At 41.0% G+C, this 26,031-nt stretch carries 26 protein-coding genes; 11 read left to right on the top strand and 15 right to left on the bottom strand.

Translation table 11 applies throughout. The annotated features are described in order from the left end of the window. Nucleotides 1-22: 22 nt before the first annotated feature. From hisB to ACO1XM_RS01050, 8 genes are all read right to left on the bottom strand, one after another. The gene (gene hisB / locus ACO1XM_RS01015) at nt 23-1,138 is read right to left on the bottom strand and encodes a bifunctional histidinol-phosphatase/imidazoleglycerol-phosphate dehydratase HisB (RefSeq protein ID WP_486225219.1); all 1,116 of its coding nucleotides are present in this window, start codon (nt 1,136-1,138) and stop codon (nt 23-25) included. Beyond that, entirely contained in the window at nt 1,135-2,172 is a 1,038-nt protein-coding gene (gene hisC / locus ACO1XM_RS01020) for a histidinol-phosphate transaminase (RefSeq protein ID WP_486225221.1), read from the bottom strand. The genes hisB and hisC overlap by 4 nt, the downstream gene beginning before the upstream one ends. A 9-nt stretch (nt 2,173-2,181) precedes the next feature. After that, nucleotides 2,182-3,474 (bottom strand): histidinol dehydrogenase, encoded by a 1,293-nt coding sequence (hisD, locus tag ACO1XM_RS01025; protein ID WP_486225223.1) that lies wholly within the window; start codon nt 3,472-3,474, stop codon nt 2,182-2,184. Between the two features lie 16 nt (nt 3,475-3,490). Continuing rightward, entirely contained in the window at nt 3,491-4,354 is an 864-nt protein-coding gene (gene hisG / locus ACO1XM_RS01030) for an ATP phosphoribosyltransferase (protein WP_486225225.1), read from the bottom strand. A gap of 250 nt (nt 4,355-4,604) precedes the next feature. Further along, entirely contained in the window at nt 4,605-5,390 is a 786-nt protein-coding gene (locus ACO1XM_RS01035; RefSeq protein ID WP_486225227.1) for a hypothetical protein, read from the bottom strand. Then, the gene (locus tag ACO1XM_RS01040) at nt 5,377-5,811 is read right to left on the bottom strand and encodes an ABA4-like family protein (RefSeq protein WP_486225229.1); all 435 of its coding nucleotides are present in this window, start codon (nt 5,809-5,811) and stop codon (nt 5,377-5,379) included. The genes ACO1XM_RS01035 and ACO1XM_RS01040 overlap by 14 nt, the downstream gene beginning before the upstream one ends. A 145-nt stretch (nt 5,812-5,956) precedes the next feature. Then, the gene (locus ACO1XM_RS01045) at nt 5,957-7,168 is read right to left on the bottom strand and encodes an MFS transporter (RefSeq protein ID WP_486225231.1); all 1,212 of its coding nucleotides are present in this window, start codon (nt 7,166-7,168) and stop codon (nt 5,957-5,959) included. 69 nt (nt 7,169-7,237) lie between these two features. Next, entirely contained in the window at nt 7,238-8,011 is a 774-nt protein-coding gene (locus tag ACO1XM_RS01050) for a class I SAM-dependent methyltransferase (protein WP_486225233.1), read from the bottom strand. A gap of 202 nt (nt 8,012-8,213) precedes the next feature. Here ACO1XM_RS01050 and ACO1XM_RS01055 point away from each other — a divergent pair, with 202 nt between their 5' ends. The 7 genes from ACO1XM_RS01055 to ACO1XM_RS01085 all read left to right on the top strand — a co-directional run bounded on the left by ACO1XM_RS01055 (nt 8,214) and on the right by ACO1XM_RS01085 (nt 16,972). Beyond that, nucleotides 8,214-8,843: an RNA polymerase sigma factor gene (locus ACO1XM_RS01055; RefSeq protein ID WP_486225235.1), complete on the top strand. Its 630-nt coding sequence runs from the start codon at nt 8,214-8,216 to the stop codon at nt 8,841-8,843. Further along, on the top strand, nt 8,833-9,690 hold the full coding sequence (locus ACO1XM_RS01060) for a hypothetical protein (RefSeq protein WP_486225237.1): 858 nt from the start codon (nt 8,833-8,835) through the stop codon (nt 9,688-9,690). Before ACO1XM_RS01055 ends, ACO1XM_RS01060 begins: the two co-directional genes overlap by 11 nt. A gap of 58 nt (nt 9,691-9,748) precedes the next feature. After that, nucleotides 9,749-11,044: a hypothetical protein gene (locus ACO1XM_RS01065; protein WP_486225239.1), complete on the top strand. Its 1,296-nt coding sequence runs from the start codon at nt 9,749-9,751 to the stop codon at nt 11,042-11,044. Between the two features lie 183 nt (nt 11,045-11,227). After that, nucleotides 11,228-14,476, top strand: a complete 3,249-nt coding sequence (locus ACO1XM_RS01070) for a VPS10 domain-containing protein (RefSeq protein ID WP_486225241.1) — start codon at nt 11,228-11,230, stop codon at nt 14,474-14,476. 98 nt (nt 14,477-14,574) lie between these two features. Continuing rightward, nucleotides 14,575-15,213 (top strand): ABC transporter ATP-binding protein, encoded by a 639-nt coding sequence (locus ACO1XM_RS01075; RefSeq protein ID WP_486225243.1) that lies wholly within the window; start codon nt 14,575-14,577, stop codon nt 15,211-15,213. A gap of 5 nt (nt 15,214-15,218) precedes the next feature. Then, on the top strand, nt 15,219-16,496 hold the full coding sequence (locus ACO1XM_RS01080) for an ABC transporter permease (protein ID WP_486225245.1): 1,278 nt from the start codon (nt 15,219-15,221) through the stop codon (nt 16,494-16,496). Nucleotides 16,497-16,534: 38 nt separating this feature from the next. Next, the gene (locus tag ACO1XM_RS01085; protein WP_486225247.1) at nt 16,535-16,972 is read left to right on the top strand and encodes a hypothetical protein; all 438 of its coding nucleotides are present in this window, start codon (nt 16,535-16,537) and stop codon (nt 16,970-16,972) included. A 141-nt stretch (nt 16,973-17,113) separates the two neighbouring features. Here the strand turns inward: ACO1XM_RS01085 and ACO1XM_RS01090 are convergent, their stop codons facing one another. The 4 genes from ACO1XM_RS01090 to ACO1XM_RS01105 all read right to left on the bottom strand — a co-directional run bounded on the left by ACO1XM_RS01090 (nt 17,114) and on the right by ACO1XM_RS01105 (nt 20,839). After that, nucleotides 17,114-17,314, bottom strand: coding sequence for a helix-turn-helix transcriptional regulator (locus ACO1XM_RS01090; protein ID WP_486225249.1), 201 nt, complete (start codon nt 17,312-17,314; stop codon nt 17,114-17,116). Between the two features lie 2 nt (nt 17,315-17,316). After that, nucleotides 17,317-17,766 carry a hypothetical protein gene (locus ACO1XM_RS01095; RefSeq protein WP_486225251.1) on the bottom strand — a complete coding sequence of 150 codons (450 nt, stop codon included), beginning with the start codon at nt 17,764-17,766 and terminating at the stop codon, nt 17,317-17,319. 168 nt (nt 17,767-17,934) lie between these two features. Further along, nucleotides 17,935-19,869, bottom strand: coding sequence for an AAA domain-containing protein (locus tag ACO1XM_RS01100; RefSeq protein ID WP_486225253.1), 1,935 nt, complete (start codon nt 19,867-19,869; stop codon nt 17,935-17,937). Nucleotides 19,870-19,915: 46 nt separating this feature from the next. Then, on the bottom strand, nt 19,916-20,839 hold the full coding sequence (locus ACO1XM_RS01105; protein ID WP_486225254.1) for a helix-turn-helix transcriptional regulator: 924 nt from the start codon (nt 20,837-20,839) through the stop codon (nt 19,916-19,918). 88 nt (nt 20,840-20,927) lie between these two features. On the opposite strand from ACO1XM_RS01105, the gene ACO1XM_RS01110 reads away from it, so the two are divergent. Both ACO1XM_RS01110 and ACO1XM_RS01115 read left to right on the top strand, forming a co-directional pair. Then, nucleotides 20,928-21,275: a hypothetical protein gene (locus tag ACO1XM_RS01110; protein WP_486225256.1), complete on the top strand. Its 348-nt coding sequence runs from the start codon at nt 20,928-20,930 to the stop codon at nt 21,273-21,275. 66 nt (nt 21,276-21,341) lie between these two features. Further along, on the top strand, nt 21,342-21,884 hold the full coding sequence (locus ACO1XM_RS01115) for a YkgJ family cysteine cluster protein (protein ID WP_486225258.1): 543 nt from the start codon (nt 21,342-21,344) through the stop codon (nt 21,882-21,884). A 344-nt stretch (nt 21,885-22,228) separates the two neighbouring features. Here ACO1XM_RS01115 and ACO1XM_RS01120 read toward each other — a convergent pair whose 3' ends face one another. Beyond that, entirely contained in the window at nt 22,229-23,332 is a 1,104-nt protein-coding gene (locus tag ACO1XM_RS01120; RefSeq protein WP_486225260.1) for a VIT1/CCC1 transporter family protein, read from the bottom strand. Nucleotides 23,333-23,646: 314 nt separating this feature from the next. On the opposite strand from ACO1XM_RS01120, the gene ACO1XM_RS01125 reads away from it, so the two are divergent. Beyond that, entirely contained in the window at nt 23,647-24,333 is a 687-nt protein-coding gene (locus ACO1XM_RS01125; protein ID WP_486225262.1) for a TonB family protein, read from the top strand. 50 nt (nt 24,334-24,383) lie between these two features. On the opposite strand, the gene ACO1XM_RS01130 is transcribed toward ACO1XM_RS01125, so the two are convergent. Together ACO1XM_RS01130 and ACO1XM_RS01135 are read right to left on the bottom strand one after the other, a co-directional pair. Next, a complete protein-coding gene (locus tag ACO1XM_RS01130; protein WP_486225264.1) occupies nt 24,384-24,722 on the bottom strand; it encodes a DUF3291 domain-containing protein in 339 nt (112 codons plus the stop codon). Between the two features lies 1 nt (nt 24,723). Continuing rightward, nucleotides 24,724-25,095 carry a VOC family protein gene (locus tag ACO1XM_RS01135; RefSeq protein ID WP_486225266.1) on the bottom strand — a complete coding sequence of 124 codons (372 nt, stop codon included), beginning with the start codon at nt 25,093-25,095 and terminating at the stop codon, nt 24,724-24,726. A 120-nt stretch (nt 25,096-25,215) separates the two neighbouring features. On the opposite strand from ACO1XM_RS01135, the gene ACO1XM_RS01140 reads away from it, so the two are divergent. Beyond that, on the top strand, nt 25,216-26,031 hold the full coding sequence (locus ACO1XM_RS01140) for a class I SAM-dependent methyltransferase (protein ID WP_486225268.1): 816 nt from the start codon (nt 25,216-25,218) through the stop codon (nt 26,029-26,031).

Below are 26,031 nucleotides of genomic sequence, written 5' to 3' on the forward strand. Positions count from 1 at the left end.
AATTGACTTCTCCATTCGTCATTTAAATAATTCCCTTCGTAGTCGGTAGCTCATTTCCTTCTCTTTTCAAGGCCATTTTAATTGACTTAGCAAAAGCTTTAAAGATGGCTTCTATCTTATGGTGTTCATTTGTACCCTCTGCTTTAATATTCAAATTGCATTTAGATGCATCAGAAAAGGATTTAAAAAAGTGAAAAAACATTTCTGTTGGCATCTCACCTATTTTCTCGCGTTTAAATTCTGCCTCCCATACTAACCAGGGTCTGCCACCAAAATCGATGGCTGCTTGTGCCAGACAATCATCCATGGGTAAACAATAGCCATACCGTTCTATGCCACGCTTATCGCCCAGGGCCTTGCCAAAAGCTTCACCGATAGCCAATGCTGTATCTTCAATGGTATGGTGCTCATCGATATGCAAATCTCCTTTTACATCGACTGCTAAGTCGATATTACCATGTTTGGCTAATTGATCTAGCATGTGATCAAAAAAACCCAAACCTGTTTTGTTATTGGCTACACCAGTGCCATCAAGATTCAAAGAAATTTTAATATCAGTTTCTTTTGTTTTGCGAATGTGTTCAGCTTTACGTTGTGGTTTAATCAGAAAGGTGGCAATTTCTAACCATGAGGTGGTGACGAGCGCGCAATATTCTTCTAAGGCTTTTTCTTTAATTTTTTCAAGTAAAGAACCATCATTGATAAGTATACCCTTGCAACCAAGATTTTTAGCCAGTTCAATGTCAGTGATACGATCACCGATGACAAATGATGAAGAAAGATCGTACTCTTTCGAAAAGTACTCAGTTAACATGGCCGTACCGGGCTTCCGTGTTGCTTTGTTTTCGTGAGAAAAACTGCGATCAACATGAATAGCTGAAAAGTTGATATTCTCATTTGCCAGTATTTTCAGCATTTTATTTTGTGCAGGCCAGAAAGTGTTTTCCGGGAAACTGTTAGTCCCTAAACCATCCTGATTAGTAACCATCACCAGTTCAAAAGCATTAGCGACCACCACTTGCGACAAACCAGCGAAAACACCTGGATAAAATTCCAGTTTTTCCAGACTGTCAATTTGCTGATCAGGTGGTTCAATAATCAATGTTCCGTCTCTGTCAATAAATAGTACCTTTTTCATAGCTGCGTTAGTGTATGTATCAATTTCTTATTTTCTGCTGGTGTACCTATGGTAATCCGCAAGGAACTTTCGCATAGCACCACTGTTGACCTATCTCTTACGATAATGCCTCGTTGCATTAATTTTTGGTAGATAGCCGGGGCGTTATCCATGGCGACTAATACAAAGTTTGCATCTGAACGATATACCTTTTTGACAAAGGGAACCTGCTGAAGTGCGGTAATCAATTGGGCTCGTTCGGATAATATTTCATTAACCGCTTTATTTTTTTTATCAACCTGCACTAGCGCCTCTATTGCTAACTCCTGTGTTTTGATATTTACATTGTAAGGATACTTCACTTTATTGAGTAAAGCAATAATAGCCTCCGAAGCAAAACACATTCCCAAACGGAGCCCGGCCAAACCCCATGCTTTAGAGAAGGTTTGTAAAATAACAAGGTTGGGATAGTTTTTAAGTTCCTTAATTAAGCTAATATCTCCTGCAAAATCGATGTAAGCTTCATCTACTACAACTAAGCCTGAGAATCTGTTTAAAACAGAAAATATATCTTCAAGCTTTAATAAGTTACCTGTAGGATTATTAGGTGAACATAAAAAAATGATTTTAGTATTTGGCGTAGCTGTTTTTAGTATTCCTTCAGTATCAAGTTGATAATCCTTTGTGAGTAATACATTTTTAATAGCTACCGCATTGATGTTAGCACAAACCCTGTACATGCCGTAGGTAGGTTCAGTAATCATCACGCTATCATGATCCGGTTCACAAAATACACGAATCAATAGGTCAATTGCTTCATCACTGCCATTGCCTAAAAAAATTTGTTCAGCTTTTACACCCTTTTGCTGGGCGAGCAGTTTCTTTACTTTCCATTGTAAGGGATCAGGGTAGCGGTTATAACCAGAGGGGTATGGATTTTCATTCGCATCAAGGTATACTTCAGCTTCACCCTTAAACTCATCACGGGCTGAAGAGTATGGTTTTAAAGCAAGGATATTTTTACGAACCAGTTTATTCAATTCAAAATTCTGCATGGCAAGATTTTATTTACTTGTCAATAATTTTTCAAGGCGAACGCTTACGGCTCTTTTGTGTGCAACCAGTTGCTCTGCTTCCGCCATGTATTCAATAGTAGGCCCGATATTTTTGATGCCCTCCTTACTTATACGTTGGTAGGTAATGTTTTTCACAAAGCTATCGAGTGAAACTCCGGCATAAGCTTTCGCATAGGCACTCGTTGGCAATGTATGGTTAGTACCTGATGCATAGTCGCCCGCGGCTTCGGGAGTATAGTTACCTAAAAAGATGGAGCCTGCATTGCTAATTTGTGCTGCTACTTCCTCATCATTTTTTAAATTAATGATTAGGTGTTCGGGCGCATACTCATTTACAAAGTCAATCGCTTCCGATAATTCATCAAACTGAACAACCCTGCTGTTCTCCAGTGCCTGTGTGGCAATAACTTTTCTAGGTAGTAAGGACAGTTGTTTTTCTACTTCTGCCTGAATGTCTTTCAGTTTATTCTTATCCAACAAAACAAGCATTACCTGACTATCAATGCCATGTTCAGCCTGCGACAATAAATCTGCTGCAACAAAGGCAGCCTCTGCGCCTTCATCCGCCATCACCAATACTTCTGAGGGGCCAGCGGGCATGTCTATGGCTATACCTTGTTGGTTGACTAATTGTTTGGCCATGGTCACATACTGATTACCAGGTCCGAAAATTTTATAAACCTTCGATACACTTTCAGTACCATAGGACAGCGCAGCAATGGCTTGTGCACCACCTACTTTCACAATTTTTGTAACACCAACCAAACTGGCAGCAAATAAAATCGCAGGATTTACTTTTCCATTTTTATCTGGAGGTGTGCAAAGAATTACTTCTTTACAGCCGGCCAGTTTAGCAGGTGTGCCCAACATTAATACAGTGGAGAACAAGGGGGCAGTGCCTCCTGGAATATAAATACCAACCTTAGCGATGGCTACAGCCTTTCTCCAGCAGTTAACTCCGGGCATCGTTTCAATAATGCTTTCCGTTTTTATTTGAGATGCATGGAATACTTCAATGTTGCGCTGTGCTGTAATAATAGCTTGTTTCAGCTCAACACTTAACACTTCTGAGGCTGCCGCTACTTCAGTTGGACTAACTAATAAACTATCCAATTGAACACCATCCAGTTGAAAGGTTAATTCTTTCAATGCAGCATCGCCACCAAGCTTCACGCGATTTAAAATATTTTTTACGGTGCTTTCCAGAAAGTCAAGTTCTAGTGCCGGTCTGGCTGTTAATTCAGTCCAGGTTGTTCTGTTAGGGTTATTAAAAATTTTCATATTTAATTTCTTTAGACTAACCGATCATTTTTTCTATTGGAATAACAAGAATCCCTTGGGCACCAAAGGATTTCAGTAAATCAATTTTTTCCCAGAAGTCATTCTCGTCAACTACAGAGTGTAGTGATGACCAACCTTCGCGTTTCAAAGGCAAAATTGTGGGGCTGTTCATGCCTGGAATCACGGCAGTGATTTTGTCGATGGCATCGTTGGGACAATTCAACAAAATGTATTTGTTGTTTTTGGCTTTCTGTACAGACTCAATTCTGAATAAGAGTTTGTTAAGTATGTTCTTTTTCTCATCGCTTAATTGCGGGCTGGCAATCATCACAGCTTCTGAATATAGCACTGTCTCTACTTCCTTAAGACCATTGCTGAGTAAAGTACTGCCAGTACTGACAATATCACAAATACCATCTGCCAGTCCAATGCCTGGGGCGATTTCAACAGAACCACTGATCTCGTGTATGCCGGCTTTTATATTATTCTTGTCTAAAAACTGTTGAACAATCGCAGGGTAGGAGGTAGCAATATTTTTTCCCTGAAACCACTGCAGACCTGTATAATTTTCAGATCGTGGTATAGCGAGGCACAATCTGCACTTGGCAAAATCCAATTTTTTTATGAGTTGATTTTTCTTTTGTTTTTCAACAAATACGTTTTCACCAACGATGCCAATATCAGCTACGTTGTCTTCTACATATTGAGGAATATCATCATCGCGCAGGAATAGCACTTCAACCGGGAAATTGCGTGCTTGTGTTTTCAGCTGATCACGGCCATTGCTGATGGACAAACCACTCTCTTTTAAGAGTGCCAATGAACCCTCCTGTAAACGACCAGATTTTTGGATAGCGATTCTAAGTAAAGTATTGCTCATGTTTATCGATTTATCTTTTTCAAGTTTGATGAAAACAAAAAAGGCTTGCCACATCGTGACAAGCCTTTTAATTGGTTTTATAATTCAATCAAAACATAGCGCAGCCACGATCCGCATGGTTAACATGATGATGGTGGTGAAGGTTTATGTTTTGTGTGTTTTTCATGATTTGATGGTGCGAATAAAGGTAAGGAATGTCAGAAATCAAAATTTCTCTGTCAGAAGGTTGTTTTTTTGTTTGAACCGCGATTTAAAAGCTGAATAAGGGTTTTCCTTGCAAGGCCAGATAATGCATAAACATACAGACAAGGGCGTATCCCACCGAAAACAGGAGCACAAGTAAGGCTTTCTTCTTTTTATGCGCAGGTATCAGGTAAGCAAACAGGGGTATGAGTTGTAAACCATGTAAGGTAAAAAAGTGTGCCACACGCATATCACCTGCTTGTGTGCTCCAGTTGGTAAAGGGAATACCGGCACCTCCATCCACTGCGCCATAGGTATGCCCCATATTGGCAATCATCAAACCTCCGGATATGCCACCTATAAAAAACAGGAGCAGACCTGCACGCCAGGCAAGCAGTTGATACCCTTGAATAGTAATTTGACTTTTAAAAAGGAACAACATAAGTGTAAAGGCATTCACCGTAGTGTTGATACCAATGAAGATGCCCATCAAACTAAAAAGCATGCCGTTCAACGCACTTGATATATTGTAGTGAGAGATTTCGCCTCTTGCGGCCTGAATAATGATGATAACAATTTCTACCAGCATGCTGATGATCACAAACCAGCTGATGATGGTTGCCATCGTTTTGCTTTTGAGATAATGGAGTAGCCAGCCGAAGGTCCATGAATAGATGGCAATGCTGAGACTAAACTTCATGGGCTTAATCCAGGCATTGATGCCAGTGATTAAAGTGGTATCGATAAAGTAGAGCACCAAACAAACTACAAAAGCAACAAAGTTCAGCCAGCCAAAATAATACAGCAACCTGTTTCGATTTTTCAAGCTGTCAAGAAACTCAGAAATTTTCATGCAATACTTTTTTAGTTTTGATTGCTCTTACAATAAAATATAAGAGTAAGCCCACCGGTCCTAGCATGAACGTGAAGAATAAACATGGTATTAATAGTAAATGAGCAATGTTATGCTTTTGGCCGTTCGTCAAAATCCAACTGCCTACAAATAAATCGAAGGCTAAATAATGTACCCAGCCCACCACCAGGGCATAGTCGTTAGCAAATAATGATTTAATACCTTGTAAGGAGCCAAAGTCACTGAAAGAAATACCACCCATCGCTATAATGACGCCTAAATAAAGAAAGGCAAAGAGCAATGGAATAATACCATAGAGCACAAGATAACGTGTAACTTTCCAACGGGGGGCTACCAGTAAAAGAATCCAACCCAGAGGAGCCAGTGAGTTACAAAGTGAAAAGAGTAGTTCGGGGGTCATGTCTTTTTTTAATCAAGTTAAACATTAATTGAAATACTCCCAGTTGTTGAAAAGCTTATTTAAGTAAAATGCCCGCCTCAAGCTTAAGGGACGGGCATCTTTATAGATAACCAATATGGTTAAAAATGTTTTATTAAACTATAGTCTAAGCTTCCGTTTCTACCTTAAGCTTACGAGCAACCCATAAAGAAACCAAACTAAAGAACACCGCGATTAAACCTACATATTCATAATTCACCAGGGCTTTTGCATCGGTTGAGAACAGTGACGGCTTTTCAGTTACGATGACACCGGCAATAAAAGCGGCAAAGCCTGAAGTAAGTTGTTGTATAGAAGAACGTATGCTCATATAGCTCCCTCTGTTTTCAGGTTTGATGATGGCAGTCTCCATGGTTGTGCTGGGCACCATACGACCATTGGCAAAAACAAAGAACACTGCCGCCACAACCAAGGCTGCCCATAGCGGCCAGGGTGGCATGTTGGTAATAGCGATGATCGGAATTAATACGAGTGACCCAAAAATGGTAAAGATTTTTAAACGACCATGTTTATCTGCCATCTTCCCTACCCAGGGCGAGAAGAAAATGGTACTCGCACCACCCACTAAGTAGATGTACATCAGTTCACCTTCACTAAAACCAACATTACCTACCATGTAAGGAGAAATGAAAGGGACGATGGTAAAATGCCCGAGCATCAATACAGCTGAGAATGTCAACCCAAGCCTTGCATTTTTATTACCAAAAATGGCAGTCAACACTTCCCATGGATTCTTATGATTGCCGTCCGCTGCAATATGACCGCGCATAACAGGAATGAAGAAAACAACAAACACACAAATTATTGCAGAGAATATACCCAGGAATAAAAAAGGTGCATGCCATGAAAACTCGCTGGCCAGAAATAGTCCAAAGGGTACACCAAATACAGAAGCGATAGAAAAAGAAGCCATCACAATGCCAATACCCTTGGCTCTTCTTTCAAGCGGCACTGCATCGCTTACCATGGCCAGAATAAGCGCACCCAATACACCACCAAAGGCACCAGCCAATGAACGTGTAATCAACAGCACAGCATAGGTAGGAGCAAAGGCACAGGCGATGGTGCCCACTGTAAAGCCGATGTACATAAACAGTAAAGTATTCTTACGGTCGAAGCGATCGATGGCAAAGGCAGCAATAAAACCAGTGATGCCCGCAGTAATGGTATAAGACGAAACCAGTAAGGCAAATTGCTGTGGACTAATATCAAAGATGCGCATGAGCTGTGGCCCGAGCGGCATCATAATCATAAAGTCCATGATATGGGTAAACATGATGGCCGCCAGAATGAACAGCAAAATTCTTTCGTTTTTCATGAAGGGAGAATGGTATAAAGAGAGTTTAACACAAGGCGTCCCAAAAAGGTTGACGAAGAGGAAAAAATCTTATTGTTTTTTTCCGATGTAAATAATCTCCCCTTTTACCAGACCAAAACGCTGGCGCTCTGTTTCACTTAATTCATTAACGAAATTCTCTTCTATGGCTTGAAGGCCGGCTTGCTGTATGCGCTTAGGATAGTCGTGACCATACTTACGCACATGATCATCCTGTCCGAAAATTCTTTCTCGTTCTCTTTTATCAGTAATGTTATTGTCTTCAAACGTTTGTTCCTGCACTGGGTTAAAAAAGGGTACTTGCATAATAGCAAAACCGCCTGGCTTTAACACCCTGTATATTTCACGCATGGCCTGAATATCATCGCGTACATGTTCAAGCACATGGTTGCACAGCACTACATCAAAACGATTATCTTCAAAAGGTATCTGGTGAATATCCATTTTAACCTTGGCCAAGGGCGATTCAATGTCCGCAGTGATGTAACTTTCTCCGTGTACTTTTTCAAATCGCGGAATAAAGCAAGCTTCTGGTGCTATGTGTAAAACAGCTTGCGCCTTAGTAAAAAAACTCGTTTTCTCTTGCAGATAGCGGTATATAAGCCTGTGGCGCTCAAGCGATAAACAATTCGGGCAAAGGGCATTAGATCTTGTATTGATACGGCCGTAAGGCAAAAAAATCCTGTATTGATGATCGCAAACCGGACAGCTGACCTTGGTACCCCGGTAAAAGAGCGCTCCGGTTACTTTTAAACCAGCCCCCCCCACCAGTTGAAGGTACTTGCGAGGTACAAAACGGATCAGAAAAGCAATAATTTTCTTCATAAAAGCCGCAAGATAACACGGATAGTCAATAGTCCATAGTTAAAGGACGATAGTCAATGGTCAGTTGTCTATGGACTATCGGCCATGGACCCTTATCTAGCGATAAATAATATTTTGATACACTTAAAACTTTTTGCGCAACAGTTCCATCTTTATAGCGTAATCGATTAGAAGCGTTTAAACCTTTAAAACAACTGAATTTGTGGCCGAAACTTTACTGGACATTGCCATGATGCACTCCGACTCCCTGCTTTTGCGCGCACGGCAAGGGGATAAGAATGCCCAGGGAAAGCTGGTGCAACTTTGGTACAAACGTATCTATAATTTCTCTTTTAAGTTTTTTCAGGATCATGACTTGGCCATGGAGGTAGCGCAAAAGACTTTCATTTCCATGTGCAGAAATCTGGAAGGCTTGCAGGACACAAACAGGTTCAAATCCTGGTTATATACCATTGCTGTGAACTATTGCCGCGAGGAACTAAGAAAGAAAAAATCAAACAGGTCTGTTCCTTTCGAATTTGTGGTAAACCCTGAAGCAGAGAATTCTCCACGTTGGGAGGGTAGTGCCATGCGACATGAAAATCCAGAGCGACAGTTTCAACAGGCTGAGTTGTCGGAGATATTACAACAAGCCTTGATGACGCTTAGTGAAGAGCAACGGGAAGTGGTGATTATGAAAGAGTTTGAAGGCTTGAAGTTCAGAGAAATAGCAGAAGTTTTAAATATTTCTGAAAACACGGTAAAGTCCAGAATGTATTACGGACTTGATGGATTGAAAAAGATTTTAGAACAACGCAACATAACTAAAGACACAGTGCATTATGAGCTATAAACCAAACGAAGCAGCGTGGATGGCTTACCTATACGGTGAGATGGAGGGTGAAGAACGCGAGCGCATGGAGCTTTATTTAGCAGAAAATGCGAACGCCCGAATTGAATTGGAAAACATGAAGGCGCTGCAGCAAATGCTGCGCACTGTTGAAGATAAGGAAGTAATAGCACCACCGATAGTGATGGATAATCACAAGACCAGAAGTCTGTGGGATTTCCCTTACGCTAAAACCATTATCAGTATTGCAGCTTCGCTCCTACTGATTATGGTAGTGGGCAGATTAACAGGTACTTCTATAGCAAGTGATGAGACAGGCATCCACATTAGCTTTGGAGCAAAAGCAATTGAAAAGCCAGTGAGTGGAGTACCATTGCTTACACAAGCGGAAGTGCAAGAGATGATTAACGCCTCTCTTTCTGAAAATAACAGCACATGGCAACAAAGTCTGGCAGAGAACAGACTTAAGATTGATGAGTCTATACGGAAAAACCTGGCGGCCAATACCCGCAACAGTGAAAGGGTAGACGCATTGGTTCAACAAGTAGCGAGTGCTTCGAAAGATCAGATTGAAAGCTATGTAGCGAGCTTGCAAACTGAGAACATGAGAATGATGCAAGATTATATGAAGTTAACCTCAAATGAGCAAAAAGACTACATGGAAAACTTGCTGGTTGATTTCTCTAAATACCTACAACAGCAGAGAAATGACGACCTACGTTTGTTACAAACTAAAATTACAGATGTAGAACAAAACAATAACCTCTTTAAAGCAGAAACAGAACAAATTTTAACCAGTTTAATCAGTAACTCAGGTACTAGTTTTCAGAAAGCCGGAATCAGAAATTAGTGCATGAACAATAGAATAGGTTTTAATCAATAATTAAGAATTCTAATAAATAGAAGATATGAAAAAGATGATGTTGAATGTGGTGTGTCTGATGGTGATGAGCACGCTGGCCTTTGCGCAGGCAGATGAAAGAATGGAACGTGATATAAAAGTCGCTGAGGGTGTTTTAAGTTCCCTTATTAAACAACAGTTTAAGAAGGATGCCTGGTTTCCAATTTCAGTAGAAGGTAGTTATAGAAGTGGATATGGCGTGACTTTCTCAGTACCTAATTTTTCTAACTTCCCTATGAATTACATGGTAGCTCCGCGGGCTCCAATGGCTCCAAGAGTACACGTACAGGGTGGGCAGGGTTTTGGTTATACTTATTCAATTGAAACTGATGAAGAAGGTGAGGTAATAACTGAAGAGTTGCGAGGAAAAGCAGCAGATAAGAAAGCTGAGGCCGAGGATAGAAAAGCTGAAGCAGAAGAGAGATTAGCTGAAGCAGAAGCGGCCATGGCTGATGCTGAAGAGGCCATGCGAGAATCAGAACGGGATATACAACGTAGTCTGAATGGAGTTACAGTAATGCGCTCTGGTGTAAGTGAAAAGGATAAACAGGAACTTAATAAAATGCTTGTTGAAGCCGGTAAAATTTTCCTTGCTGATTACAGCACAATACTTAGCCAGCTAAAACCAGATGAACGTATCATTATTACCAACCGCGCTAACGAAGGTGGCAACCGCTACTGGCGCTTTATGGGCGATGAAAAGCGTTTCTTCTTATCCATTGAAACAAGTGCCGCTGATGTTAAGCAATATCAGAGTAACAAGCTTACTAAAGAACAATTTCTTGCTAAGGTTAAAGTGGTAGAGAGTGAGGTACTTAACGAACGCGTGCAAGACCTTGAATTATTAACCACCATTATTGACAGATTATATCAGCCCGACTTGTCGAAAACATATTTTACAGAGCAGAATACATATTATGAACGCCTGAAAGATTTTGGAGCGATATACCATATGCAGGTATTTTCTTCCAATCAGATGGAGCGTGGTTATTTTTCAATGCCTACCCAAGGTGCACAGAAAGTAACAGAAGAAGAACGCAACAAAAAGGTAAAAGAACTGTACCCGGTTTTTGAAAGTGAATTGAAAGAAAATATTCTTGAATATGGCCGTACAATCAAAAGTTTAAAACCTGAGGAAGTCTTGGTATTCAATGTTCGACTGACCAAGTGTAAAGAATGCGGTATTCCTTCAAGCATAGAAATTTCTACAAAAGCCTCTGTTTTGGCTGACTACATGAGTGGCAAGCTGGATAAAAATGCAGCACTGGCTAAAATGGAAGTGAAGAAGGGACTGAATCAGTAAGCAGCATCCTGTTGCATAAAAAAGCGAGGCGTCTCAGGGACGCCTCGCTTTTTTTATGGCCTTGATTTCAGCCATTCATATAATTCTGTAGCATCTTAACTTCTCTAAATCCCGAAAATAAAGCAGCCCCCGCCTGAATAGTAAATTAGACCTATCTTACTGAACTATTCAAAACTAATTTCTATGAAGAAACTTATACAATGTGCAATGGGCATTTTGCTAATCCTCTGTGGATTAACAGCTTTTGCCCAGAAACTGGACATGGAGAAACTAAAGGGCTTAAAACCCCGGGCGATTGGTCCTGCAGGCATGAGTGGTCGTATTACAGCCATCGATGCAGTGGTTAGCAATCCTGATATTATTTATGCAGGTGCAGCATCTGGTGGTGTGTGGCGCTCAAACAGTGGAGGTGTAGCATGGGAACCACTCTTTGATTCTGAATCAACGCTTTCTATTGGTGCTATAGCTATACAGCAGGATAATCCATCGGTAGTTTGGGTTGGTACGGGTGAAGGTAACCCACGCAATAGTTTAAATGGAGGCGATGGTTTATACAAAACATTAGATGGTGGAAAGACCTGGAAAAAAGTTGGTCTTGAAAAAACAAGACACATCCATAGAATCATCATCGATCCTAAAAATCCAAACACAGTATACGTTGGCGCTATTGGTTCACCATGGGGCGAGCATCCCGAACGTGGTGTCTATAAGACGACCGATGGCGGTGCAACATGGGAACGCGTGTTGTTTGTAGATAATAAAACAGGATGTGGTGAACTGGTGATGGATCCAACCAATCCTAATAAACTATTTGCTAACATGTGGGAACATCGCAGAATGCCATGGACATTTAACTCTGGTGGGCCAGGCTCTGGTTTATATGTTACCCATGATGGTGGAAAGAACTGGAAAAAACTGAGCAAGAAAGAAGGCTTGCCAGAAGGTGATGTTGGAAGAATGGGCTTAGCTATTGCGCGCAATAAACCTAACGTTGTATACGCATTGATTGAAGCAAAGAAAAATGCTTTATACCGCTCTGAAGATGGTGGTGAAAAGTGGACCATGGTAAACGATAAAGGGGAAATCGGTGATCGTCCTTTTTACTATTTTGAAATTTATGTTGATTCGAAAAACGAAAACAGATTGTATACTATTTTCTCTCGTGTTAATGTGAGCGAGGATGGTGGTAAATCTTTTAAAGAATTATTGCCTTACTATGGTGTGCACCCCGATCACCATGCCTGGTGGATCAATCCCGAAAATCCGAACATGATTATCGATGGTAATGATGGAGGTCTAAACATATCACGCGACATGGGTAAGACATGGGTGTTTGCTGATAACATTCCTGTAGGTCAATTCTATCATATCAATGTAGATATGGCGCACCCTTACAATGTATATGGTGGTATGCAAGACAATGGTTCATGGGTAGGCCCGGCTTATGTATGGAGAAATGGTGGTATCAGAAATTCATATTGGCAAGAAGTACTTTTTGGTGATGGCTTTGATGCTGCTCCGGATCCTGATGATAACCGCTATGGTTATGCGATGTCGCAAGGTGGTAATCTGGCTCGTTTTGATTTACAAACGGGCTTTACCAAAAACCTGAGACCAACACACCCTAACCCTGATTTGAAACTGCGCTATAATTGGAACTCTGCTTTGGCACAAGATCCATTTAGCACCTCTACTATTTATTACGGAAGCCAGTTCTTACACAAGTCAACTAACAAAGGCGATACCTGGGATATCATCTCTCCGGATTTAACAACGGATGATAAGTCAAAGCAAAAGCAACATGATAGTGGAGGTATGACCATGGATGCTACAGGTGCTGAAAATCATTGTACAATTTTGGCAATTGCACCAAGCAAAGTAAAGCAAGGTGTTATATGGGTGGGTACTGATGATGGTCAGGTGCAAGTAACACAGGATGGTGGCAAGAGCTGGACAAATACAACAGCTAAAATTGTTGGCATGCCCAAGAATGCCTGGGTAGCACAAATACAAGCGTCTACTTATAATGCAGGAGAAGCCTTTGTAGTAGTAAACAACTACCGCATGTTCGATTACAAGCCCTACCTATTCCACACGAAAGATTTTGGTGCAACCTGGGTAAGTATTGTAACGGGAGCACAAGTGGGAGAGAGCAACTATACACTTTCTGTCGTGCAAGATCCTATTGAGCCAAAACTGATGTTCTTAGGTACTGAGAATGGTTTATTTGTAAGTATTGATGGAGCGAAGAACTGGACCAAGTGGACCAACGGATACCCTGCAGGTGTTCCTACCATCGATATGGTTATTCACCCACGTGAACATGATTTAGTGATTGGTACTTTCGGTCGTGCTTTATATGTGTTTGACGACATTCGCCCACTACGCGAAATGGCAAAATCTACTAACGTGATAACTAAGACTGCGCACCTCTTTACACCGCCAGATGCATACCTGGTTTCTATTCAGCAACCTTCAGGTCCTCGTTTTGATGCCAACGCTGTATACAATGGCGATAACCGTCAGCCAGGTGCCATGATTACCTATTCAGTTAATAAACCTGCCGCAGTAGAAGCCAGCAAACCGGTTGAAGATGCTAAAGCAAAGAAAGGAAAAGAAGAAATAAAACCTGCTGCACCTGCACCAGCAAAATCTACTGTGAAGTACGACTCAGTAAAACTTGAAGTCTACAACGATAAGGGTGTATTGATTAACACACTTCGTCAGAAAGCACCAGAAGAAAATGGTGTTTACCGCATGAGTTGGATGATGAATGAGAAAGGAGAACGTCAACCTGCACGCGAACAACGCGGTGGTGGCGGAGGTGGTGGCTTTGGAGGCGGTGGTGGTACCAGCGTTTTACCGGGCACTTATAAACTTCGTTTGCTCTATGGCGATCAGAAAGATTCAAGCATGATCACTGTAAAAGCAGATCCACGCATGAATGTTGCGCCTGCTGTATATGCCGACCGCTATAATATGCTGAAAGATTTGCAAAAGCTTCGTGCTGCTGCTGCAACTGCGGCAGATCGTTTGCGCGAATCAAAAGAAATCGTAGAGGAGTATGAGAAGAAGCTGAAAGAGGCGAAACGCAATGATCTGAAAGAAGCCATGGATAAAACCAAAGCCATGAAAGATTCAATTGAAGCTGTTCAAGATTTCATGTTTGGTAAAGTAGACAAGCGCCAGGGCATCGTTCGTTCACCTGATCCTACACCTATTTCTTATATTCAAACAGCGCAAGGTTATGTGGGGCGTTCACAAGACCCTATCAGTGATACAGATAAGCGTGTATACCAACATGCTGTAGATAAAATGGCTATTCTCACCAAACGCGTTAACGATTTCTATGAAACACAATGGAAACCCTACCGCGACATGATGGAGAAAGTTAGTTTATCGCCATTTAAAGATTACGCGCCTATTAAATAGCATACTTACATTGTTTACGATAAGAGAGTCAGGTATTTTGCCTGACTCTTTTGTTTAATAAGAAGAATAGCTAAATTGCAACATTGTTGCATTAAGATATGATTGAGGTTAAAGGTTTAACATATACCTATAATGGCCAAAAAGCCATTTCTTTCCCTGATTTTGGCATAAATCAAGGGGAACATTGTTTGTTATTAGGTTCGTCCGGGTCTGGGAAAACTACACTATTACATCTGCTAGGAGGCTTATTGCGTAACTATCAAGGATCAGTTATCACGGCAGGACAGGAGCTTTCTCAACTTTCAGAAAGCGCGCTCGATGCTTTTCGTGGTAAGCACATGGGTTTCATCTTTCAGAAGAATCATTTGATTAATGCACTTACTGTTGAGGATAACCTGAAACTGGCGCCTTATCTGGCGGGTGCTAGCATTGACGAAAAAAGAATAGGTGAAGTATTACAGCGACTAGGCATAGCATCCAAGCGGACAGCAAAAGTTACAGAGATCAGTCAGGGGCAGGCACAACGGGTGGCTATTGCCCGGGCAGTGATGCATAAGCCAGCCATTATTCTGGCTGATGAACCAACCTCTGCTTTAGATGATACAAGTTGCGAACAGGTTATTCAACTATTAATGGAAGTGGCTAAAGAAAATAAGGCCTCTCTGATTGTGGCCACACATGATCAGCGGATCAAAAACTACATCAGTAAACAAGTTATTCTAATACCTCAACACTAGTCCTTATGTCAGTCATTAAACTTGTCTGGAATTACCTGCTGGCTAAACCTCTTAACACCATCTTGAATATTGTGTTGTTAGCGCTTGGTATTGCGGTAATTACACTCCTGTTACTTTTCAATAATCAATTGCGTGAAAACATTGCCAAGAATGGACGCGGTATAGACCTGGTAGTAGGTGCAAAAGGCAGCCCGCTTCAACTTATTCTTTGTAACATTTTTCATATAGATTTTCCAACAGGCAATATCAAATTAAATGAAGCAGAGAGAATTGCTAAAAACAGGCTGATCAAGCAAGCCATTCCACTGGCCTTGGGTGATAGTTACAATGGTTTCAGAATTGTGGGCACTAACCAACAGTATGCAGATTTGTATGAAATGCAACTGCAAGAGGGAGCATGGTGGAAGAAGAACCTGGAAGTAACGATTGGAAGTAACGTAGCCGCTATTGGTAAATTAAAAATTGGTGATGCCTTTGCAAGTGCCCATGGCATGACAGAAGGAGGGCATGCTCATGACGCACACGAGTTTAAGGTAGTCAGTATCATGAAACCTTCCAATACGGTTATCGATAATCTGATTTTTACCAATGTGGAAAGCGTCTGGATTATGCATGAAGAACATGCTGAAGGTGAGGAAGCAGATCACCATCATGATGATGAAGAAGATCATCACCATGAAGTAACGGCCGACTTTAAACCCTCGGTTTTAGTGCCCTCGGTTTCAGTCAATGATTCAACCCACGAAATAACGGCCATGCTACTGGAATACCGTTCGCCCCTGGGAGCCGTGCAGATGCCTCGTATGGTCAATTCACAAAGCTCATTGCAGGCAGCTTCGCCCGCTTTTGAAACGGCTCGTCTTTTCTCCATTTTAGGGGTTGGTGTTGACATCCTAATGGCCTTTGCTTACGTGCTTATTTTCATTTCGGCATTGAGTATTTTCATTGCTTTATATAATTCCTTAAAAGAAAGACGCTATGATTTGGCCATTATGCGTTCCATGGGTGCCAGTCGTTTAAAGCTAGTCTTTACCATTTTATTAGAAGGAATGGTGTTGACTGTACTGGGTAGTCTGTTGGGGCTGGCCTTAGGACATGGTGTTTTAGCATTGATGACCAGCCTGGTGGAAGAAACACAAAAAGCCGGTGTAACAGCCCTTGTATTTTATACAGAAGAATGGATACTTTTGGCCGGAAGTTTGTTATTAGGTCTGCTGTGTGCAATTATACCCGCTTTGCAAGCCTATAGAACAGATATATCGAAGGTATTGGCAGGAAATTAATTTGAAGATGAGTGATTTGAAAATTTGAAGATGTGTTTATGAAGAAGCTATTAGTTTTTATCTTTTTGATTGTTGGGATTGCTGCAAGTGCACAGACCAAAGATATGTGGAACGAATTTGCCAAGACCAAATTTGAACCTAAGTACTACGAGAAAATTGGTGAGTATTTATTTTACCCCAACTTTACTGAGGAGCTAAACAAACTAGTAGGCAAGGAAATAACCATTCAGGGTTTTTATGTTCCTTTTGCTCCAGAGGATGGTAACTACATTATCATCTCAAAGTATCCGATGAGTCAGTGTTTCTTTTGTGGTGGTGCCGGTCCTGAGTCCATTGCAGAAGTAACTTTTGTGAAAGGCATGCCCAAATTTGAAGTTGACGATTTGATTACGGTAAAAGGCAAATTGAAACTTAACGCTGAGGATATTGAGCACGTTAATTTTATTTTAACAGACGCGGTATTGGTAAGCAAGTAAATTTTATAAAGGACAATGGTCAATTGACCATTGTCCTTTATAAGGGATACCATTAGCATTCCCTATCATCAATCATCTCAATCCATTTAGTCATCTGATCTCCAGCACTTTTTTCAATTGGTCATTGTCCATTGTCAATTATTATTCCCCCTCCTCCAACGCAAACAGTTCCTCAACAGACTTTTCAAATACCTTAGCCATTTTTAATGCTAATACGGTAGAGGGTACGTATTTGCCAGATTCAATTGTGTTAATCGTTTGCCGCGAAACCCCGATGGCTTCTGCTAACTGCGCTTGTGTAATATTTTTTACGGCACGCTGAATGCGAATAGTATTTTTCATGCTTAATCGTTTTCAGGTGTTTGTAAATGACGATACATCAGAAAATTAAACCTGCCGATAAAAAACAGCAGTATGGTGTACATGTTGTAGATGATCACATCCAAGAAGAAGTTTCCATACACAAAGAAGAAGGCGAGAATCAAGAGAATGTAATTCACATAGACAGCCCAAAGCAGCGACTCCAGTCTCATCTTACTGACAAATTCGTCTTCAATTTTTTCTTTTGAAAAAGCCAGCATCATCAAACCGATAATTAGTCCGCCACCCAGGATCTCATCTGTTAGTTCATTGCGACTGCCATCGCTACCAAGAATTCCCTGCACTTCAAAGGGAGTGTAAACCTCGAACATGAATTGGAAGTACATATTGGCGATGCCAAAGCCTATAAAAATGACTGAGATAATAAGCCCAACGTATTTGAATTTGCGGGGTAAAAGGAGTTTCGTTTTCATAGATTGTAAAGTTTATTTGACAATTATACGCTAATATGTCAAATAAAGTTTACATTTAATCAAATAAAATTGACATTATATTAAAAATGTGCCTTTTTCGTCTTTAATGCCACTTACTTTTTTGGAAGCTCTTTTTTAAATTGTCCATTGTCCATTGTCAATTGAGTGCTAATACTCCAATTCAAAAGCACTTTTATAAAAATCATTTTTTTGAACGTACTCCAGCCATTGTAAGTAGAAAGGATGAGCACCAAGCGTTGCGCTATCACCCACAACAAGTAATTTTTTACGAGCGCGGGTGAGTGCCACATTCGTTCTGCGAATATCGCTGAGAAAACCAACTTCGCCTTTGTCATTAGAGCGCACAAAACCAATGGCAATCACGTCTCTTTCCTGTCCCTGAAAAGCATCAACTGTATTAATGCTTACCAGGTGTTTCAGGTTAACTAACTCTTCCGATTGCTCTGCCAGTTTAGTTAGATATTCAACCTGGGCGCTGTAGGGTGCAATGATCCCTAAGGTAATTTTCTCCTCCAGCCAACGTTCTTCACCCATTTCTCGGACCAACCGTTCAACACTGCGCATGAGCAACTCCGCTTCTTCTTTATTAAAGCGGCTAAGTGTTTCCATATCTTGTTCTTCGTTATATCCGCAGCCGGCAGTGTCGATAAACAAAACGCTTGCTTCACCATCTTTTAGTACATGGTGTTTCACACTTTCATCAGCAATCAATTCGCCTTTATAGAAATAGTCGGATGAAAAACGCATGATGGCTTCGTGCATTCTGTATTGTACCTGTAACATACTGGCAGTATCCGGTTGATGACGGATACATTTCTCCATGAGCGTTTCTGCCAGGCCAGCCTTGGCTGCTTCAAATGATTTAATGGTAGGCGGTAGTTGCTGATGATCACCTGCAAAGATGATGCGCTGTGCTTTTAATAGCGGAATCCAACAGGCTGGTTCGAGTGATTGTGCAGCCTCATCAATAAAAACACTTTTAAATTTTTTGCCACGCAATACATAATGAGAAGAACCTACTAAAGTGCAAGCGATTACATCACTTTTTTCAATCAAATTATTGGTAATGTAAAATTCCAAAACATCGGCATCTGCTTTTAGTGCCTTTACTTCATTCAACAGTAGCTTGCGTTGCTCACGTTCTTCATAGCCAAACTTGCGTTTATATTTGAAGGCCAATGTTTTAAGCTCTTCCATCTTTCTGCGCATGCCGCGCAAGTCTTTATAGTATTCGTGATTTGCAATGCGTGAATCAAGGGTTTTACTCAAAGTCTGTTCTGTTACTCGTGCGGGGTGACCAATTCTCAATACATTTAATCCTTGCTCACTGAGCTTCTCCACCAGCAGATCGATGGCTGCATTGCTGGGTGCACAAACCAGTACTTGCTTTTCTTCGGCTACTGTTTGTATAATGCCTTGTACAAGTGTAGTGGTTTTTCCTGTACCTGGAGGACCGTGAATAATACCCACGTCATTTGCACACAATACTTTTTCAAGCGCTTTCTGTTGGCTTACATTTAACCTTCCCAATGCGCTTGTTGGTGATGAATCTGCGAATGTTGTGTTTGCAAAAGTTGCTTTTTGATAGCCAAGCAAAATATCCCTCAGTTCAACGATCCGGCCTTCTTCTGCTTTCATTACCGTTTTTAAGGCAAACTCCATTTCGCGGTAGCTGATCTCATCAAACATAACATCTACACCGAGCGATCCGTCTTCAATCCAGTCTGGGAGTTCATCAACATTAAGTGTAATCACCATATTGTTGTCGCGCACAAAGTTGATGACCCCACTTACATGGTCCTTCTGTGGGGTGTTGGTCGCATTAGAGAAAACACTAACGGCTTTACCAGATTGAAAGGAATGCCTTTGTTCGAAGTTATTAGTCCTCTGTACTTCAATAATCAGTCTCTCGCCTGTACCGATGTAAGTCTTGTCCAGTTTAACAGGATACCAGCATACACCATCTTTCTTTTTTTGTGTAATGGATTTTTGTAATACTTTTTGCTGATACTGTTGCAAGTCGGCTTGTCTTTCCTGCTTAATCAGTTCGAATGTTTTTTTTAAGTCGTCTATCGCGGCCATGAAGTACAGCACCGTTTAGCCTCAGGCTATTCGAATGCATTGAAGATTAAACTAATTTTTGCTGTTTGATAATGTCTTTGATGTATTGCTTAAACTCAGGTGGGGAGGAAATTGTTATTTCATCGGCTAAGCCCATTACAAAACGACCAATGCCTTTAAAGTGTAAGACAGGCCCATTGAATAAATAACTCTTGCCTTCCGATTCATTATCTTTTTCGATGTATTTAACCGAGAGCGGAAATTCCTCTCTGAGTAGCATACAGGCTTTCAAACTGAGTCGCATGCTCACCCATATTTGTTTGCGTCCGCTGAGACCAAACATATCGGTGGCATTTTTCTGATGCAGCGCTTCGAACTTATAAGGTTTGTCTAGTACAACGACTTCGCCAATTCTCTCCAGCTTAAAGTATTTGCTTTGCTTGTCTTTAGTATCTAATGCCAATACCGATTGAAAGCCTTCGCCAAATTGAAAAGGTTCTACCAGGCGGTCATTAATTTCCTGACTGTTAGCTGAGTGATAGCTTTTAAGCAAGACTTGCTTCTTTCCTTCAATGGCTTCATTAATTGTTCTGAATAATTTGGCCACGCGCATTTTAAGGAATTGCTCGGGCAGATCGCGTGCTTCTGAGTGAAAGGATAGTTTGCGCAACATGGCTTCCTGTAAAGGATGTCCACTGGCTCCGCTTTGGAGTAACTGCCGCATCATGGTTACTTCCTCCAGTGAGAAACGGTCCTCCGGATTTTCACCTTCTTCGCGGTGAATAAAAAATTTGCCATGGAAATCCTGGTCAATCATAAAACCAAGCTCTTCCAGCAGCTTAAAATAACGGTAAATGGTTCGGGCGTTGGCATCTAATTGTTGCGCCAGCTGGTTAACAGTACGCCCCCCACTTTTCAGGAGGCCGATCAATTGAAAAACCCTTAAAATCTTCGCCTGGGGGATATCGGCTGTTTCTTTTGCTTTTGCCATAATGCCTACGATTTACGTGTATTTTATGATTGACACAAGCTGTCAATGGTCTTTGTTTACTTCGTATCATCAATTAACACAAAAGGATATGAAAACGGCCGCAACAAGCATCGCATCTGAGTTAGTAATCAAACGTTTTTACAAAAATGTAGTGACTGGCTTTGGATATGAGCCCAGCCGTGAACATTTTTTTAACTATCCGGAGCAAAAACCACTTTCTGAGACTGAAATTCTGGAATACATCGAGGCGCATTACGCTGGTTTACCTGCTAATCGTATTTACCTGGGTCAAGGATATTACATAGAAGAAGATTTTTACATTGAGGCCTTGCGTGGCATGATAAAAAGCTTTGAAAAGCGCGAAGAATATGAAGTGTGCAACCGCATTGCACGACTCCTATTTAAAAACCAGGGCCAGTTGAAGAAAGTAGCCTAAGACAATTTTAAATTTCAAATTTGAAATTTAAAATTAAGATTTTAACGTTGCCATAGCGTTGAAGGGATGTGTGCTGCAAAGCCACATCCTTTTTTTATTGTAGTTTTGTGTGTGCTGCTCGACCTTGACATCATCCGACAGAAAAGCGAAGAACTGCGTGAAGAGAATAAACGTTTCAAAACTTTTCTGAAACCCATACCAACCCGTATGGTTGATACCCATGTGCAGGAATTAGAAAAGAAAATTGCTTCATCCATTGATTGCACCACTTGTGGCAATTGCTGTAAAGTATTGGAACCACCCGTTGATAATGATGAAGTTCAACGGCTTGCTGAGCTGAAGAAAATAAGCGCTGAAGAATTTGAAAAGGAATATGTAGGTAAGGAAGCCGGTACAGCTATTCACTTTCTGAGATGCCAGCCTTGTATTTTTTTACAAAGTAATTCTTGCACTATTTATCAAGACAGACCTGCGTCCTGCGCAGATTATCCTCACTTACACCAACCTAACATTAAGTACAGATGGAAAAGCCTCATGGATAATTATGCCATGTGCCCGATTGTCTACAATGTAGTAGAAGCTTTAAAAGAAAAGATGGATTTTAAGTAACCCAAAAGCCATATCAAAAATACAGAGAGCACGTCATTGCGAGGAATTAGCGCAGGAGTGTGTGTTGGCATGACGAAGCAATCTAAGTTGATGTGCTGGTATGCTGATGAGTTAATTCGTTGATTAAACAAATAGAAAAATATACGCGTTCATTGGGATGAACGAAGCTAGATTGCTTCTCCCGTTTTTATTGGGAGAGCAATGCAATGTCGTTTAGTTAAGCTCCTTAGTCATCCTCTCCTTCGGAGAGAACTGTAGGTGAGGCTAATAAAAAGGCTTAATTAAACCACATTGGATAGCAATGACGAGTCCTCTTATTTTGAGATGGACTCTAGTCCTCACGCTTAAAGCAATTTCATTAACCACTCGCCCAGGAAATAACCCACAGCCGCCACACCAAAACCTACGACTAGCATTTCCCAGCCACTCTTCCACAAACCTTTTCCAGTGAAGAAGCTGCGTGCTGCACCCACAGCAAAGTGAGCGAGCATGGCCAATGCAAATGATAACCAAGCTGCTGTCATGCCTTCTAAAAAAAAGAAAGGTAGTACAGGAATAATGGCGCCAATAGCAGTCGCTAAACCTGTTATCCAGGCTTCTTTCAGTGGACTGATTTCGGCAGCGCTGATACCCAACTCTTCTTTTACTTTTTCTTCAAGCGCCCTTACCGGATCAGACATTACTTCTTTTGCCATGCTCATGGCGCGAGATGCTTCTATGCCTTTTGTTTCATAAATAGCTGCCAGTTCTTCAGTCTCCAATTCAGGCATCAATCTGATTTCATCAGCTTCCATCCTGCGCTCTTTCTCATATACTTCTTTCTCGCTTTTAGCTGCGAGATAACCGGAAGAACCCATCGATAAAGCATCAGCCAAAGTGCCCGCTAAGCCACTTAATAAAATAATATGCGGTTGTGCACTAGCGCCCACAATACCTGCCAGCAAACCGAAGTTGGCCGTAAGTCCATCATTAAATCCATAAACAACATTGCGCAACAAACCACCAGAAGAAGTACGATGCCAGGGCTCCGTACTTGTATTGCTCATCTTGCCAAGTTGCTCAGCATGCATGGCAGAATCTTTCGCCAGTTTTAAGGCGAGATTTTTTGTGCCTGGGTCCTCTGTAGTCTTATATAGATTGAGGTAGGATTTTACCTCTGAGCTTTCTTCTTTTTTTAGCCAGTCGGAGAGGAGGGCAGGGCCAATTGTGTCCGTAATTTTTGCTAAGGCCCTTGCCTTAAAAGAAGGCTTACGGTCTTGCACAATAGTACCTTTTTCCTTTAATAGTTTTTCCCAGGCTTGTGCATGTTTGTCTTCAATCGATGATAATTTGAGATAAGCACTCTTCTCTTTTTCATCAATTGTTTTACCTGCCAATACCTGATAGAGAAAAGCTGCGTCAACTTCTTCCTGCCAATATTCTTTCCAAACCTTAGTTCCTGATGCCATTTTCTGATAATTGGTACTAAACTACTAACAATCCTTAATTTTTAATCTGCTGACTCGTGTATTTACCTAAAATCCGTCTGACCGCTGTTTTATTCGCAATAGAGCGGTCTGACGGATTGCCATAATATTAAATGTATTTTCTCAAATGTGTGGGTATCCAAGGGACTTAACAAAATTTTTAACAATTGAATAGCCTAATGGTTTGTGACTTTTATCAGGATTGCGAATTATAGGTTCAAACATGTTTCATTCAGTTGTTAACGCAATTGAATCTACCGCGCGGTTCAATAGTATTTACCTAAACCTTTTACTATATGGAACCGAAGAAAAATCCTGTGTACGATGTACATCATTATCGCCCCCTGATTTTCGGGGCGAGTTTGAGTGTTAGTTTGCTGGTAGTAATAATTCTTTTCGAATGGAGCGTTCGCAAGGTTGATAAAATGGTGCTTCGACAGGAAGCTTCAGTATTCATGGCACCCTTGGTAGAACACATGATACGCGAAGTAAAACCTGAAGAACCTGTGAAACAAAAAGTACAACAGGTAAACCCGGATAAAATTGTTGCGGTAAAAGATGAACCTGCTATTGCTAAAGAAGAACCAGAGATAGCGGTAGAACCGCTTACAAGCAATGCACCACCGGTAAATGTAGATATTGATCCTTTACCAGAGGAGCCAATAGTGGAGGATACTTTCAGGATTGTACAAAATATGCCAGTGCCTGAGGGGGGATTAGAAGGGTTCTATAAATTACTGAAGAAGCACATGAAGTATCCTTCAAAGGCACAACGCAACCATACAACAGGACGCGTGTTTGTAGAATTTACTGTGGGTAAGGATGGAAGACTTACCAACATGAAAGTGATTAAAAGTGTTGGCGATGGTTGCGATGAGGAAGCACTCAGGGTATTGGCGATGTCTAAATGGAAGCCGGGTAAACAGCGCGGTGTACCGGTTAATGTAAGATTGGTGCAGGCAATTAATTTTCAGCTTCAATGAGTTATTAAGGATCAGGCTACGCAGCTATTATGGTAGCCTGATCCTACATTTTAATACTGCAGAAGTTTACCTTTTTCTTTTAACAATTCTTTAGCCTCTTTCCATGCAGGTAGCTTATCTCTTTCGTAAGTATAAGTTCGGATTTCGTTGGCCAGTTGTGCACTTTGCTTCATCGCAGTTAAATGTGCTCCACTTCTTGCAAAAGCTTTCATGTCTGCTTCACTATTCCAGGCACTCATGGTGAAATGATCGTAACCAAAGCCTGTATTTTTTATGTGTAAAAAGCCAGGTGTTTTTTTGCATTGCAGTGAAATGTTCAGTCCATGCCAACTCAATTTAAAAAAATACCAGGCACTTTTTAATTTAATAGAAGTTAATGTAATAATCATATCAGGGCAATTTGAATTCAGGATTATAAATAAGACCAATGCAATTTCCCCATGGATCTTTTACAGTGGCCACCATAATTTCTCCACCGACATTATTGGGCTCTTCATGTGGTGTAGCACCGAGCTCAATAAAATGTTTGTAAGCTTCTTCAATATTCTCTACGCCCCAATAGGTAACAATGTTATCGGCTTTTGCTATAGAACCTTCTTCAGGAAGTAAGCCTAATTCATAACCACCTATATTAAAGCCAACATAAAATACTTCCTTGAAATAAGGTTCTTGTTTAAAAGCAGTTGAATACCATGCAGTTGCTTTTGCTAAATCACTTACTTTATAAATGACTGTTCTTAAACCTAGCATACTTGTTTTCATATTTTTAGAATCGTTACAAATAAAACTTATTTGCTTGCCAAATAAAACGCAATACATGAAAGCACCAATAGCTGTTTTAAGCGAATAGTTATATATTGGCGGCTATTCCAACCTACAACCATGATCAATTTTGTTATTCACAAGCTCAAACGTTTTGCCTGGTTCAAGCGACTTAATGCTAAGGTCACTTACGAATTACTGGCTAAAAAGATTCCTGCTAAAGACTGGCATTTTATGAATTATGGCTATGCACCTAAAAGCCATGAATCACCATTAGATCTGCCTGGAGATACCATGCAACGCTACCCGCTGCAAATGTATCATTACCTGGGCGCTAAAGTAAGCATGGAAGGAAAACAGGTGTTGGAAGTTGGCAGTGGAAGAGGAGGTGGTGCACGTCACTTAGCCACTTATTTTAAGCCTGCCTCTTATGTTGGTCTCGACTTAGCACAGAGTGCAGTCGATCTGGCCAATTCACTTCATGCCTTACCCAACCTTAAATTTATTCAAGGTAGCGCAGAGGCTATACCTTTGCCTGATAATAGTGTAGATATTGTTGTGAATGTAGAATCGTGCCACGCATACGGTTCTGTGGCTAAGTTTTTAAGTGAGGTAAAACGTGTGTTAAAACCAGGTGGGCATTTGTTGATGGTGGACTTTCGCAATCAGGCAAATGTAGAGAACATGGAGACACTTCAACAACAGTTGCATGACACGGGTATGAAGATGCTGGAGGAAGAGAATATAGGAGCGAACGTAATCCGTTCAATCGAAGAAGAAGACAATAGTAAGCAAGAACGGATAAGAGCGCTGGTACCTGAAAAATGGCAAAAACTTTTTGCTGAGTTTGCCGGAGTGGTGGGCTCCAAATTCTATCTGACGCTAAAAGATGGTAGTCGGAAGTATTATCGCTTTGTATTACAAAAGCCTGCATAA

This window comes from Chryseotalea sp. (assembly GCF_057350905.1).